This is a genomic window from Streptomyces sp. NPDC057010, from assembly GCF_042673805.1.
GTDB lineage: Bacteria > Actinomycetota > Actinomycetes > Streptomycetales > Streptomycetaceae > Streptomyces.
Genome location: NZ_JBHUSC010000010.1, coordinates 70950 through 83660, shown reverse-complemented (window position 1 = coordinate 83660; position 12711 = coordinate 70950). Strand labels below are relative to the sequence as shown.

Genomic DNA, 12711 nt, shown 5'->3' with positions numbered 1-12711 from the left:
CGCCGCCCGGATCACGAGGCCATGGCCTTCTTCAGCTCGGCCGCCGCGTTGCGGTAGACCGGCAGGAGGTCGAGGTCCTCGCCCGGATAGTTGACGATCTTGACCTGCTTGGCGCCGGAGTCGGGCAGGACCGTGCCGGTGGACATGTGGGCGTTGTCCAGGACGAGCGCCGGCTTCTTCGCGGGGAGCTCGGCGAGCTGCGCCGGCGTGACGGCCTCGGGCCCGTACGTGCCCACGGGGGTGGCGCCGGCGAGCTTCGCGGCCCACGCGGTGAACACCTGGGTGACGACGGAGGGGCTCTTGCCGCCGGGCCAGGCCGCCTGGACGTCCTTGTTCAGCTTCGCGTACTCGGTGTCGAAGCCGCTCTTCCACTGCGTGGCGGCGTCCGCCGTGCCGAAGAGGGCACCCAGCTTGTCGACCTCGGCCTTGACCTTGTCGGGGTCGTTGTCGAGGTTCACCTCGACGAGCTTCGCCTTGGATCCCGCGGCCTCCTTGATCTTCGCGGCGTACGGCTCGAAGGGCGCGTACAGCACGAAGTCGGCCTTGGCGACGGCGGCGAGGTCCGAGGGCTTCGGGTCGTAGTCGGGGGCGTGGTGCACCGACTGCGGCACGATGACCTTGACCTCCTCGGCGCCGGCGGCCTTGGCGAAGGCGCCCTCCCAGGTGGTGGTCACGACCACCACGGGCTTGGCCTTCTTCGCCTCGGTGGCGCCTGTGGCCGGTGCCTTGTCGGAAGAGGTGCCGCTGCTGCACGCCGCGGTCAGGAGGAGCGCCGCGCTCAGTGCGACGAGGGCAGGGATACGGACGCGGGTGCGCGCCATGAGCTGATTCTCCGTTCGGGTATGAAGTGCACGGCGAGGACGAGGGCCCCCGCCGTCAGGACGAGGACGGGCCCGGGTGGCCAGTCCAGCCACAGGGCCAGAAGGAACCCCGTCAGGTTGACGACGACGCCGATGCCGATGGCCCACAGCGTGATCGACTTCAAGGAGCTGCCCAGGCGGCGGGCCGCGAGCGCGGGCAGCAGGGTCAGGGCGTCGACCAGGAGCGCACCGGTCAGCTTGATCGCGCCGGCCACGGCGATCGCCACCAGGACGAGGAGGGCGGCGGTCAGCGCCCGCACCGGCACGCCCGAGCACTGGGCGAGCTCACGGTCGTAGAGGAGGAGGCCGATCTCGCGGCGCCGCCACCCGAACAGGCCCGGTACGGCGACGGCCAGCACGCCGAGGACGATCAGATCCGGCGTCCCGACCGACAGGATCGATCCCCAGAGCAGGGCGAACGCTCCGGACGCGTTGACCCCCGACACCGCCATGAGGAGCAGTGCCGCGGCGATCGCCAGGCTCATCAGCAGCCCCATCGCCCCGGACAGCCCGTCCGGAGTCCGGGCCAGCGGGGCGACGCCGGCGCCGGCGAGGGCGCACGCGACGAGCGCGCACAGCATGGGGTCGAGTCCGGTCAGCAGGCCGACGGCGATCCCGAGCAGGGCGACGTGCATCATCGCGAACCGCACCGGCATGATGTCGAGCCCGACGATGACCACCCCGATGACGGGCAGCCCGACCGCCGCCAGCAGCAGGGCGATCCCGGCCCGCTGCACGGGTACGAGCTGGAGCATCGCGCCGATGTCGACGGTGGCGAGGGTCACCGGCATCACCGGACCTCCCGCAGCCGGCCCGCCGCCATCTCCAGCACGCGGTCGCAGCGCTCCGCGAGGGTCCGGTCGTGCGTCACCACGACCAGCGTCACCGGCAGCGACGTCAGCACGTCCGCAGCCTCCTCCTGCCCGCCGAAGTCGAGGGCAGCCGTCGGCTCGTCCGCCAGCAGCACCTGGGCCCCCGCGGCGACGCAGCCGATGGCGCGAGCCAGGTACATCCGCTGCAACTGGCCGCCCGACAGGGTGTGCAGGGGGCGCTCGGTCAGCTCCGAGACACCGAGCCGGTCCGCCGCCTCGGCGGCGTCCGCGGGCGCGGCGCTGCTGGCCAGCAGCTCGGATCCCAGCAGCGGGAACCGGCCCGCCGCGGGCTTCTGCGGGATCCAGGCACAGGCCCGGCGCCGCCACGCCCACTCCGCCGGAGACCCGGTGCCCCGGCCGCCGACCGTGATCGACCCCGACACCTGCCGGTGCAGTCCGAGCACGGCCCGCAGGAGCGTGGTCTTGCCCGAACCGTTGGTCCCGGTCAGCGCCACGCGCTCGCCGGCCGCGATCTCCAGATCCACGTCGGCGACCGCCTCGACCCGGCCGTGCCGGCAGGCCACCCGGCGCATGCGAACATCCAGCCCGCCCATCACACCTACCTCAATCGTTACGTAGCAGCAGGGCGCGAGAGGATGCCCGACCGTCGCCCACGCCGCAGTAGTCGGACGGCGCACGCCCCGGGTTCCCGCGGGCCGGCACTCGCCGACGGCTTTTCTCTGGACTCGTGCTCCCGCAGTGCTGCGATCCGGGGCTTGCGGCCGATACCGAACATCGAGGACGCCAAGGCCGGCAAGCTGGACTCCGTCGCCGTCGCGTGAGGCACAGGTGCCGGCCGGGCAGCCCCGTTCAGCTGCCGGGCCGCACCACGAACGCCACCGCGTTCACCGTGGCCATCACGTCCACGGAGCCCGGCGTCATGGTCAGGCGGCCGCCCGTCCGGACGTCCACGGACGCGACCATGCCCATGGAATCGGCCCCCTGGCCGCCCTTCTCGTGCCGACTGAGCATCTTCGAGGGCCGGCGAGGTGACGGACACCAGCTGGTCGTCCGCTCCGCCGGTGTTGGTGATCGTGAAGAACGCGGCGGTCCGGCCGCCCCCGCCTTCGTCCACGCCGTCAGGCCGACCAGGGCCGTCAGACAAGCCACGACGGGAACGCACGCGGCGAGCAGCCCGTCGTGCAGGCGCCGCCGACCTTGGTGCCGGCCTTCCACTGCGGTCCGGAGGGGCCCGGTCATCGGCGGGAACCCTTCCGGAAGGACGCCGCGGTGCGCTTCGGGGAAGGCTGCCAGGTGCGCAGGCGCAGGCTGTTGGCCACGACGAGGAGCGAGCTGGCGGACATCGCGGCTGCGGCGACCATGGGGTTGAGCCACCCGACGGCCGCCGGCGGTACGGTCACCGCGTTGTAGCCGAACGCCCAGACCAGGTTGAGGCGGATCGTCGCCAGAGTGCGCCGGGCGAGGCGGACGGCGTCGGCGACCGCCTCGATGTCGCCCCGCACGAGCGTCACGTCTGCGGCCCCGATGGCCACGTCCGTGCCACTGCCCATCGCGATTCCGAGGTCGGCCTCCGCCAGTGCCCCCGCATCGTTGACCCCGTCCCCGATCACGGCCACGCGGCGGCCCTGCCTCTTCAACTCCCGTACCAGCGCCGCCTTGCCCTGCGGCGTACAGCGGGAGTGGACCTCGGGGGCGACGGCCCGCGCGGTTGGCCAGGACCGGTTCCAGGCCCAGCCGCCGCAGCCGGTCCACGGCCCGGTAACTGCCGGGCCGCAGCACGTCCCCCAGTGCGATGACGGCTTCGTCGACCCCGTCCACCCGGACCAGCACCGGCGTGAGCGCGGCGGCCTCCGCCTCGGCCGGCGCCTGCGCGAGCGCGCCGGGCAGGCCGTCGCCGAGGGTCCGTACCTCCACCCGGCGGCCTTCCACCACCCCCGCGACACCGATTCCGGGAGTGGCCAGGAAGTCGGTGACCGCAGGCAGCGGGCCCGACCCCTGCTCCACTGCCCCGGCCAGCCGGATCGCCGCTTCACGGCCGATGCCGTCGTCGACTGCCGTCACGCTCACGACCGACATGTGGCCCGTGGTGAGGGTGCCGGTCTTGTCCGGGACGATCACGTCGACGTGGCGCAGCGCCTCCAGCGCCCGCGGCCATGAGCGCTGCGGGGGTCGCCAATCCCAGGGCGCAGGGGCAGGCGACGACGAGGATCGCCACGGCCGCAGTGACGGCCGCCTGCGGGTCGGCTCCGGCGCCGAGCCAGAAGCCGAGGACCGTCACGGCCAGGGCGAGCACGACCGGCACGAAGACCCCCGCCACCTTGTCCGCCAGGCGTTGGGCGCGGGCCTTGCCCGCCTGGGCCTCGGTGACCATACGGGTGATCCTGGCGAGCTGGGTGTCCCCGCCCACCGCGGTCGCCCGTACGAGCAGCAGCCCGCCCACGTTGACGGCGGCGCCGACCACCGGCCGGCCCGGGCCCGCCTCGACCGGATCGCTCTCCCCGGTGACCAGCGAGAGATCCAGGGCTGAACTCCCCGAAACCACCACGCCGTCGGTGGCGACCCGTTCGCCGGGCCGAACCACGAACTCCTGGCCCGGCCACAGCCGTTCGATCGGCACCCGGCGCTCCTCGCCGCCCTCCCGCACGGTCACGTCCTTGGCGGCCACGCCCGCCAGGGAGCGCAGGGCTTCACCGGTGCCCCGTCGGGCGCGTGCCTCCAGATGGCGGCCGGTCAGGACGAGGAGACCAGGCGAACGAGGCGAGGACGCCGAGGGAGACCAAGGTGTCCATGGTGGCTGCCGAGTGCCGCAGCCCGCGGGCCGCCCGAAGGTGGAAGGGCCACGCGCTCCAGACGACCACCGGGGCGCAGAGCACGAGGCACAGCCACTGCCAGTTGCGGAACTGCAGGGCGGGCACCATCGACAGGACGAGGACCGGCAGGCAGAGGAGAGCGGTGATCAGCAGCCGCTCGCGGTCCTTGCGGACGTGGTCGTCCGCCGCGGGCCCGCTCGGGGCGGTTGCGGGGGACGCTTCGGGCGGCGACGCCGGTTCGACCCGGTAGCCGGCGCGTTCGACAGCTGCCAACAGCTCGTCGACGGTGACGTCCGGCGGGTGGCTGACCCGGGCCTTACCGGTGGCCAGGTTGACCGAAGCGGTCACGCCGTTGAGTCGGGCCAGCCGCTTCTCCACCCGGTTCACGCAGGCCGCGCAGGTCATGCCGCTGACGACGAGGTCCGGGGCCAGCGGGGACAGGCCCGCCACATCGGCCGTCATCGCCCACCACCCGGATGCATACCGCCCATGCCGCCCGGATCGGAATGCCCGGGGGACCCAGGATCCGTGACGGAGGGATGCATGCCGGGCGCCACCGGCCCGACGGCGGAGCCGACCCCGTACGCGAGGGCGAACATCGCCAGGAGCAGCACCACGAACCCGGTCAACGCCGGGGAAGGAGGCCACCACCCCGTCGTGGGCGCCTGGACTACGGACGGCTCTTCTTCGGCCATCTGCTTCCCCTGATCCGAGGACTCGCTCACGAAACTCCTGCCCTGCGAACTCCGGGGAGGCAGTCGTGTGCGGGGCGCGCGGAGTTCCCAGCTGCCGGGCACCCTCAGAGCCCTGCCGGCACGCCGGGACCGTTCAGTCCTGGCCGTAGGTGTGGAACCCGCGGCCGGTCTTGCGGCCGAGCAGCCCTGCCTGGACCAACCGCTGGAGCAGTGGGGGCGGGGCGTAGAGGGGTTCCTTGAACTCGTCGTACAGGGACTCGGCGATCGCGGCGACCGTGTCCAGGCCGATGAGGTCCGCGAGCGCGAGCGGGCCCATGGGGTGGGCGCAGCCCAGCACCATGCCGTTGTCGATGTCGGCGGCGCCGGCGTATCCGGACTCGGCCATGCGGACGGCCGAGAGGAGGTAGGGGACGAGCAGGGCGTTGACGACGAAGCCGGCCCGGTCCTGGGAGCGTATGGCGGTCTTGCCGAGAGCATCGCGGACGAAGGCCTCGGCGGTGTCCGTCACCCGTGGGGCGGTGTGGAGGGAGGAGACGATCTCGACGAGGGGGAGGACGGGGACGGGGTTGAAGAAGTGCAGGCCGAGCACGCGGTCGGCGCGGCGGGTGGCCATGCCGAGCCGCATGACGGGGAGGGCGGAGGTGTTGGTGGCGAGGATCGCCTCCGGGTCGGCCACGATCTTGTCGAGGGCCGTGAAGAGCTCGATCTTGGCGTCGGCGTTCTCGGTCACCGCCTCGATGACGAGCTGCCGGTCGGCGAGGCCGTCGAGGTCGCCCGTGAACAGGAGTCGGGCCAGGGCGTCCTCGGCGGAGAGCCGGTCGAGTTTTCCGCGCTGGACGGCGCGCTCCAGGGAGACGGCCACGCGCTCGCGGGCTGCGCGGGCGGCGGTGGCGTCTGCCTCGGCTGCGAGGTCCGCCATGCGTCCCGACTCGTCTACTCCGACGGGATCGACCTGGACAACACCTCCGCGGCCACCCCCATCGGTATGGGCTGCCGGCTGTGCGAACGCCTCGACTGCCCCCAGCGTGCTGTCCCGCCCCTCGGACGACCCCTGGCCGTCGACGAGAACAGCAGCACCTTCATTCCCTACCCGGTCTCCCACGACCGGGGGTGTGCCCTCGCCGTGGCCGCGACGACAGGCATGCCACCGGGCGCCCCGAGTGCCTGTACCTCGGCGTAGGAGGGGGCCCTGAGGTCGGTCGGCCGTCCGTCGCGGATGGCGGTCGCGGTGGTCACGGCTGCCGCCAGGGCCCTGCGGTAGAGCAGCGAGCCGAGGCTGACCCTCTGCACGCCCAGCGCACCCAGTTCGGCGAGAGTGGGTCCGGTCGGGGTGTACAGGATGTTCAGCGGGACGACGAGGGTTGCCGTCAGGGCCGCGATCCCGGCCGCATCCGACAGCCCCGGCACGAACACCCCGTCCGCGCCGGCCTGTTCGTAGATCGCGAGGCGCTCCGCCGTCTGTTCCTCGTGAACGTGGAGCCAGTGGGTGTCGGTGCGCGCGTTCACGAACAGGGCGGGCGCGGCGGACTTGACTGCGGCGATCTTCGCGGCGTGCAGCTCCACGGGCGCGAGGGTGCCGTCCGGGCGCCCGTCCTCGAGGTTGATCCCCGCGGCGCCCGCGTCGTGCAGCGTGCGGGCCAGTTGGGCCACTTCTCCCGGGTCGTCGCTGAACCCGCCTTCAGCGTCGACGGTGAACAGGAAGGGGCCTTGGCCGAGCCGGCGGGCCAGCGCCACTGTCATGTCGGCAGTGGCGGCCGCCCCGTCAGGCAGGCCGGCGGCCGCGGCCACGCCCAGGCTCGTGGTGCCGATCGCCCGGAAACCCTGCTCCGCTAGCGCTGTCGCGGAGGCGAAGTCCCAGGCATTGGGCAGCAGCAGCGGGGCGTCCTGGTGGTGCAGCCGGGCGAAGTCCGTCAGCGGGCGCTGGAGCAGGCCCTCGGCCAGGGCGAGGGCATGGGCCCGGCCGGGACAGACCCGGGGCGGTGCACCGAAGGCGAGGGGTACGGGGTGGGCGCGGTTGGCGGTTGCGAGATCCAGGAGCACCACATCGCCCTCGGCGATCTCCCGGTCGGCGACCCGGGTCGGACGGGCGGCGATCCGGCGCATGCTCCGAACCGGCGGAACCTCCCGAAGCACCCGGGCCAGCGGTGCGTCACCGTCGGCCGCGGCCTCCACCAGCGCAGCCGTCGCCGCGCAGGCCTGCACCAGCAGCCCGATGCGGTTGGCGGCGGCCTCCAGACCGGCTTCGTCCGCCCGCCCCTGCGCCAGCTGCGCCACCAGCCGCGCCACAGCCTCGTCGGCGGCCGCGTCCGAGCCTCCGAAGTAGGCCCCGGCCACCACGGCCACCGCCTCCGCGACCATCCCGGGCTCCGACATCCCCAGGGCCTCGGCCAAGGTACGCACCACCCGTATCCGGATCTCCCCCTCAGTCCCCGCCGCCGCCCCCGCCTCCCGCAGCGCGGCGGGCTCCAGCCGGGCCAGCTCGGCCTCCACCAGAGCCCGCCGCCGCGCGTGCGGCTCACCGGAGCTGAACCGGGCCACGGTGGCACGCAGCCACGCGACACTCGCCCCGACGGCACCGCCGTCCGCGGCAGGCAGGTCCGGGACAAGTGCCGGGTCGGCAAGCGCAGCCCGTACGTCGGCGTGGCGATCGAACTCGTGCATCGTGTGGTGCGTCATGGCACTGACGCTAGGGCCACAACAGTTCGGCACCTCCCGAACCATGGCTGCGCCATCATGTCCCCATGTCCCTCGCCGAAACCGCCGGCCTGTTCGCCGACCGCACCCGCGCCGCCTTCTGCCAGGCCCTGCTCGACGGACGCGCCTGGACTGCGGGCGAACTCGCCCGGCACGCAGGGGTACGCCCCTCCACCGCCAGCGAACAGCTCTCCCGCCTCATCGCGGGCGGCCTCCTGACCGAGGAACGCCAAGGCCGTCACCGCTACGTCCGGCTGGCCGGCCCGGAGGCAGCCGCCCTGATCGAAGCCCTCGTCTCCTACGCCCCGGACACCCCGCGCCCGCAGAACCTCCGTGAATCGGTGCGGCTCAGCGCCGAAGCCCGGGCCCGCACCTGCTACGACCATCTGGCGGGACAGCTGGGCGTGGCCCTGGCGGATGCAATGATCGCCCGAGGCCTGATCGCCTCCGACTCCGGTCTGGCCGTCACCCCCGCGGGCCGGGCATGGCTGGCCGACGCCCTGGGCTACGACCAACCTGCCGGCGCCCGGCGACCCCTGGTGCGGGCCTGCCTGGACTGGACAGAGCGCCGCCCCCACCTCGCCGGAGCGCTGGGCGCGTTCCTGTGCGCCAGGGCACAGGAACGGCAGTGGGTGCGGCGGGTCGGTTCAGGGCGCGCGGTGAAGGTGACACCGGAAGGAGCCGAGGCGTTCCGGGAGCTGCTGGGAGTGAAGATCCAGCACGATCAGTGCTCGCAGAGGGAGAATTCCCGTTCGTAGAGCTGCTCGTTGTGTTCGTCGACGAAGAACTTCCGTTCCTGCATGAGCTGTTCACGGTATTGCTTCGCCTGTTCCAGCGTCATGGTCGAGGTCTCGGACCACGGCTGTTGTGGTGGCACATCGGATGTCGAGACGATCTTTTCCGACGGGTCGACCAGGAAGAACGCGAGGATCTTCCGATATCCCGGGCGGGTGGGGTCCGTGAGGCGGAATGAGCCTACGCGGTGTTGCAGGACGTTCGGGAACGCCAGGCAGCGGCCCGCCGGGGTCGATGCCGATCCCAGCACCTGGTTCAGTGCGTCGTCGTTCTCCAGTCCGTAGACCTCGCGCACGCCGTTGTCGTCGTTCTGTTCGTAGTCCGGGTCGTCGAGTGCCGCCCGGAAACTCAGCCGGCTTTCGGTGATGTTCTCGCTGTCCCAGTAGTAGATGCCGGTCGAGACGATCCGCTCGTTCAACATCCCCTCGACGTGCCAGGAACCGCCTGGGTACTCGGGCTTCTCCGGGGTGAGATGAATGGTGGCGAGCTTGACGATGACTTGGAGACGGCGGCCGCGCAGGTCGACTCGTGCGGATTCGCCGGGCAACTCGGGCGGGGTGAAGGCCGGGGCGTCCGGGATGACCGGGCGGCGGTTCTCCCACCAGTCGTCCTGTGCCTGCTCCCACGCCCGAAGGGCTTCCGTGTAGGCCTCGTCATCACTGTAGGAGGACTTGCTCGGACGCTCAGGCTCCGAGTCGTACCACCCGTAAGGATCGGCCTCGATCCGCAGGGGCCGCGGATGGCGCAGGTCGGTGAGTACGTTTTCCAGCAGTGGGCGCATGCGCGCGAACAACTCCGGCAGGACGGAGGCCAGTTCGCGGTGGATCTCGGGGTGGACGTTGTTGACGTACGAACGGAAGGCGACACCGCCGTCGTCACTGATGTCGACGTCCGTGGGCAGCCACTGGAACTTCTCCGAGAATTCGTACTTCGAATAGCGGTCCGTCGGGTTCTGCCAAGCCCGCTCGGGCGCGCCACTCGCCTGCCTCACCAGGCAGAACAGGGAGGGATGAACCAGATCGAGTACCTGGCCGTCGGAGCCGGGGTGCCAGTCCTGTTCTGCTTCGGGGACCTGCTCCAGCACCCGAACCGCGTCGCGCAGCCGGGACCTGAGCGTGTCGTCGACCAGCGTGTCCGACTGCCAGACCCCGTCGACGGCGGACACCTCGACGCCGGTGCGCCCGTCCCGCAGCGCGGCGTAATGCCGGAGTTCGGCAAGCACGTAACGAACCTGCGCTTCGGTGAGGCCCTGGGCGATCGCCTCTTGCGTCCATCTGGCGACGATGTCGGGGTCGTTCATCTTGTCGAACCACGCCGGCTTGGCCCGAAGTTGTGAGCTGCACTGCATCATCTGAAGTTCCCGCAGCGTTCGGGGTGTCGCGCACGATATGGAACGGGACGTCTGAAAGGGCAGTGGGAAGGCAGACAGGCCGGTCAATTCTCTTGATCCCTCGGGTCGGTGTGCGGTGGCCGGAAGGATACTTCAGCAGACTGACACCGCAGCCATCGCCGGTCCGGAGCCAGTGCCTCGCCGTGTTGGCGTGATGTCCCGGTTCGCGCCCACCCGCGGCCAAGGCCGAGGCCGGGGAGGGCGAGGGGGGAGTCGGGGCAGCAGGCGCCGGGAGCCGGAGCGTGGCGGGAGTGTCGTCGGCACCCCCGCTGGGTCATGAGCCGCCCTGAACGCCTCAAGCGCAGCATGCTCGGCAGAGCGAAACCGCCGCTGCTGCGCAAATGGCTCCTTCTGATCGCGGCCAGCGGCCGACCTTAACCTCTGCCACCTCGGGTCTGGCGGTCCAGGAATTCGATCAGTCGCGTCTCCGAACGTAGAAGCCGCTCTCGCTGCTCAGGAGGAAGAGAGGCGAGGAGGTCGACCAGAGATCGCTTCCGCGGGACGTACACCACGTTGCCGGAGTAGATCCTGCAACCTGCACACCAAGCGAGTCCGATGCAGCGTTCGAACATCGAGGACTCGGGAGGATGGAAGCGGTAGTGGTACGAACGGACGGGCGTTCCGCAGACGGTGCAGACCCGTCCATCACCGTCGGGAATCGTGTCCCAGCTTCCGACCTTTCGCCAATGCTGTCGCCCGGCCGATGCTCTTCAAGTCGTCATGCGATGCATTCTCCCTCGCGGCGATCCGCGAGCGCAGCCGTCCGAGCAAGGCGACGGCCGACCATCGTGGTTGTCTGCCGGCCCGCCGCCCAATGTAAGTCAGGCTCTGCACGCCCTGTCGTGGCCAGTAGGGCGTGGTTTCTGATCAGGCGGAAGAGGAGAGCTGTTCGCGCACCCATTCGGGATCGGGGTTGGTGTGCGGCTGGTCCGCCACGACGACGGTCGGCACGGTCTCATTGCCGTCGTTGGCTGCCCTCACCGCTGCGGCTGCCGCCGGGTCTTGCCAGATGTTGACCCAGTGCAGCCGGCGGGCGTTGCGGCCCAGCCGGAGGCGTAGACGTATGCAGTACTTGCATCCCGGTCGCCAGAAGACGACGGGCCGGCCGTCGACCGCGCTGCGGCGTTGCGCCTCCTGCGCACTGATCGAACGCGGGAAGACCAGGGGCGAGTGCACGACGGCGAGCGCCAGGAACGCCGGCAGGAGTACTGCGGCCGTGACCGGGCTCCCCTTGGAGATCAGCCCGGTTGCGACGGCTGAGCCGCAGAGGACAAGCAGTATCGGCAGGATCCAGGCGCGCATCATGGTGAAGCAGGCTATCGACAAGTCGAACTGCTCCTCGAACTGGGCCCGCGAGCGGATGGCCCTGCGCCGGCCGTGAAGGCCAAGAGCAAGCCGTCATCCCGCCACCTCAACCGCGCCCATCGCCGAGGCCTCCCACGCCCCAGGAGGAGGAGCGGCCCAAGTGGGTGAGGATCCGGGGCAGGGGGTCGGGGTCGGTGGGCTCGGGAAGGCTCGGGGCGAAGGCGGCGCCCGGCTGCGTGCGGTGGGCGCCGTTGGGGACGGCCTGCGCGATGGGGAGGGCGGCGTCCAGGACGTCGGAGTCCATGGCGAAGGGCAGATCGAGGGCGCAGGCGACGTCCCACGCGTGGACCACGTAGTCGAGGAAGTGGAATCCGATGGCCCGGATCGCCGGGAAGCGCCCGCCCGGACCGAACTCGGGGAGGGCGAACTCCTGCTCTGCGGAGCCGACTTCGGCGAAGGCGGCCAGGACCGCTTCCGCGGCCGCGAGGTAACGCCCGACGGCGGCCGGCCGCGGCGCCTCGGCCTTCCAGTGCGTCAGGTCACCTCCCTCGCCCCTCGCCGCCGCGGCGAAACCCCGGTGCTGGGCCGTCATGTGTGCGAGCAGTTCGCCCAGGTTCCAGGCCGAGCAGGGGGTGGGGCGGGTGAGGTCCTCTGCGTTCACCCGGCGGACCACGGCGATGCTCTCGCGTACCGCACGGGCGTCGAAAGCCTTGACCGTCACTAAGTTCATAAGCATGTGCTTACGGTAAGCACGGACAGATCATAGGTCAACGAGTATCTTCTTCTGCATGACCGGGAACACCACACCCGAAGGGCGCCCCGACCTGGCGGCGATGATCGTCCCGCTGGGCCGCGCGCTGGTTGCCGCCGAGCTGCCCGTGCTGCGCGAACACAATCTGCGCATGTGGGCGTACTCGGTACTGCTCGGGCTCGACGACGAGCCGGTGCGGACACAAGCCGCGTTGGCACGGGACATCGGTGCCGACAAGACGCGGATCATCGGCGTTCTCGACGACCTGGAAGAACGCGGGCTGATCCGACGGCAGCCCGATCCGGCGGACCGGCGGGCGCGCGTCCTCTCCCTCACCCCTGAGGGGCGCAGGGTGCGCGAGGCGGTCCAGTCGGCGATCCAGCAACGCGAGGAACAGCTGCTGGCGCGTCTGCCGGAGGAAGACCGCCGCGGCTTCCTGAACACGCTGCAGGCGCTCGCCGCGCTCCCTCCCTCCGAGATCAGCGGGGACTAGGACGTCACGCCGTCGACGGTCCAGGGCAACTCGAAGGCCCGGCCCGTGGCGTTGGCATGTCGTCGAGTGCTGGTCGGAAATCGCC

The 12711-nt window shown here is 71.4% G+C and carries 11 protein-coding genes and 2 pseudogenes; 4 read left to right on the top strand and 9 right to left on the bottom strand.

Features of this window, described 5'->3' with window-relative positions:
- Window positions 1-11: 11 nt before the first annotated feature.
- The 4 genes and pseudogenes from ACFTXQ_RS13115 to ACFTXQ_RS13100 all read right to left on the bottom strand — a co-directional run bounded on the left by ACFTXQ_RS13115 (window position 12) and on the right by ACFTXQ_RS13100 (window position 4965).
- Window positions 12-821 (bottom strand): metal ABC transporter solute-binding protein, Zn/Mn family, encoded by an 810-nt coding sequence (locus ACFTXQ_RS13115; RefSeq protein ID WP_382639532.1) that lies wholly within the window; start codon window positions 819-821, stop codon window positions 12-14.
- Window positions 779-1651, bottom strand: a complete 873-nt coding sequence (locus tag ACFTXQ_RS13110) for a metal ABC transporter permease (RefSeq protein WP_382639529.1) — start codon at window positions 1649-1651, stop codon at window positions 779-781. The genes ACFTXQ_RS13115 and ACFTXQ_RS13110 overlap by 43 nt, the downstream gene beginning before the upstream one ends.
- Window positions 1651-2286 (bottom strand): ATP-binding cassette domain-containing protein, encoded by a 636-nt coding sequence (locus tag ACFTXQ_RS13105; RefSeq protein ID WP_382639527.1) that lies wholly within the window; start codon window positions 2284-2286, stop codon window positions 1651-1653. The genes ACFTXQ_RS13110 and ACFTXQ_RS13105 overlap by 1 nt, the downstream gene beginning before the upstream one ends.
- Before the next feature lie 642 nt (window positions 2287-2928).
- Window positions 2929-4965 (bottom strand): annotated as a pseudogene (locus ACFTXQ_RS13100) (heavy metal translocating P-type ATPase).
- A gap of 81 nt (window positions 4966-5046) precedes the next feature.
- Here ACFTXQ_RS13100 and ACFTXQ_RS13095 point away from each other — a divergent pair.
- Entirely contained in the window at window positions 5047-5211 is a 165-nt protein-coding gene (locus tag ACFTXQ_RS13095; RefSeq protein WP_382639524.1) for a hypothetical protein, read from the top strand.
- A gap of 120 nt (window positions 5212-5331) precedes the next feature.
- On the opposite strand, the gene ACFTXQ_RS13090 is transcribed toward ACFTXQ_RS13095, so the two are convergent.
- Window positions 5332-6117 (bottom strand): 3-hydroxybutyryl-CoA dehydrogenase, encoded by a 786-nt coding sequence (locus ACFTXQ_RS13090; RefSeq protein ID WP_382639521.1) that lies wholly within the window; start codon window positions 6115-6117, stop codon window positions 5332-5334.
- On the opposite strand from ACFTXQ_RS13090, the pseudogene ACFTXQ_RS13085 reads away from it, so the two are divergent.
- Window positions 6097-6378, top strand: a pseudogene (locus ACFTXQ_RS13085) (short-chain fatty acyl-CoA regulator family protein); the annotation flags it as partial. The gene ACFTXQ_RS13090 and the pseudogene ACFTXQ_RS13085 sit on opposite strands and share 21 nt — an antisense overlap.
- Here ACFTXQ_RS13085 and ACFTXQ_RS13080 read toward each other — a convergent pair.
- A complete protein-coding gene (locus ACFTXQ_RS13080) occupies window positions 6285-7874 on the bottom strand; it encodes an isocitrate lyase/phosphoenolpyruvate mutase family protein (protein WP_382639518.1) in 1590 nt (529 codons plus the stop codon). The pseudogene ACFTXQ_RS13085 and the gene ACFTXQ_RS13080 overlap by 94 nt on opposite strands.
- A 65-nt stretch (window positions 7875-7939) precedes the next feature.
- On the opposite strand from ACFTXQ_RS13080, the gene ACFTXQ_RS13075 reads away from it, so the two are divergent.
- Entirely contained in the window at window positions 7940-8650 is a 711-nt protein-coding gene (locus ACFTXQ_RS13075; RefSeq protein ID WP_382639515.1) for an ArsR/SmtB family transcription factor, read from the top strand.
- On the opposite strand, the gene ACFTXQ_RS13070 is transcribed toward ACFTXQ_RS13075, so the two are convergent.
- The 3 genes from ACFTXQ_RS13070 to ACFTXQ_RS13060 form a co-directional block, all read right to left on the bottom strand.
- Window positions 8617-10125: a DUF4246 domain-containing protein gene (locus tag ACFTXQ_RS13070; protein WP_382639512.1), complete on the bottom strand. Its 1509-nt coding sequence runs from the start codon at window positions 10123-10125 to the stop codon at window positions 8617-8619. The two genes, ACFTXQ_RS13075 and ACFTXQ_RS13070, sit on opposite strands and share 34 nt — an antisense overlap.
- A gap of 819 nt (window positions 10126-10944) precedes the next feature.
- Window positions 10945-11382: a glutaredoxin domain-containing protein gene (locus tag ACFTXQ_RS13065; protein WP_382639509.1), complete on the bottom strand. Its 438-nt coding sequence runs from the start codon at window positions 11380-11382 to the stop codon at window positions 10945-10947.
- Window positions 11383-11488: 106 nt separating this feature from the next.
- Entirely contained in the window at window positions 11489-12118 is a 630-nt protein-coding gene (locus tag ACFTXQ_RS13060) for a TIGR03086 family metal-binding protein (protein WP_382639506.1), read from the bottom strand.
- A gap of 52 nt (window positions 12119-12170) precedes the next feature.
- On the opposite strand from ACFTXQ_RS13060, the gene ACFTXQ_RS13055 reads away from it, so the two are divergent.
- Complete coding sequence (locus ACFTXQ_RS13055; RefSeq protein ID WP_382639503.1) at window positions 12171-12626, top strand: MarR family winged helix-turn-helix transcriptional regulator; 456 nt, start codon at window positions 12171-12173, stop codon at window positions 12624-12626.
- Window positions 12627-12711: the final 85 nt, after the last annotated feature.

Coding starts and splice junctions, on each gene's coding strand:
- ACFTXQ_RS13115 (WP_382639532.1), bottom strand. CDS start 821: ATGGCGCGCACCCGCGTCCGTATCCCTGCCCTCGTCGCACTGAGCGCG.
- ACFTXQ_RS13110 (WP_382639529.1), bottom strand. CDS start 1,651: ATGCCGGTGACCCTCGCCACCGTCGACATCGGCGCGATGCTCCAGCTC.
- ACFTXQ_RS13105 (WP_382639527.1), bottom strand. CDS start 2,286: ATGGGCGGGCTGGATGTTCGCATGCGCCGGGTGGCCTGCCGGCACGGC.
- ACFTXQ_RS13095 (WP_382639524.1), top strand. CDS start 5,047: ATGCCGGGCGCCACCGGCCCGACGGCGGAGCCGACCCCGTACGCGAGG.
- ACFTXQ_RS13090 (WP_382639521.1), bottom strand. CDS start 6,117: ATGGCGGACCTCGCAGCCGAGGCAGACGCCACCGCCGCCCGCGCAGCC.
- ACFTXQ_RS13080 (WP_382639518.1), bottom strand. CDS start 7,874: ATGACGCACCACACGATGCACGAGTTCGATCGCCACGCCGACGTACGG.
- ACFTXQ_RS13075 (WP_382639515.1), top strand. CDS start 7,940: ATGTCCCTCGCCGAAACCGCCGGCCTGTTCGCCGACCGCACCCGCGCC.
- ACFTXQ_RS13065 (WP_382639509.1), bottom strand. CDS start 11,382: ATGATGCGCGCCTGGATCCTGCCGATACTGCTTGTCCTCTGCGGCTCA.
- ACFTXQ_RS13060 (WP_382639506.1), bottom strand. CDS start 12,118: ATGCTTATGAACTTAGTGACGGTCAAGGCTTTCGACGCCCGTGCGGTA.
- ACFTXQ_RS13055 (WP_382639503.1), top strand. CDS start 12,171: ATGACCGGGAACACCACACCCGAAGGGCGCCCCGACCTGGCGGCGATG.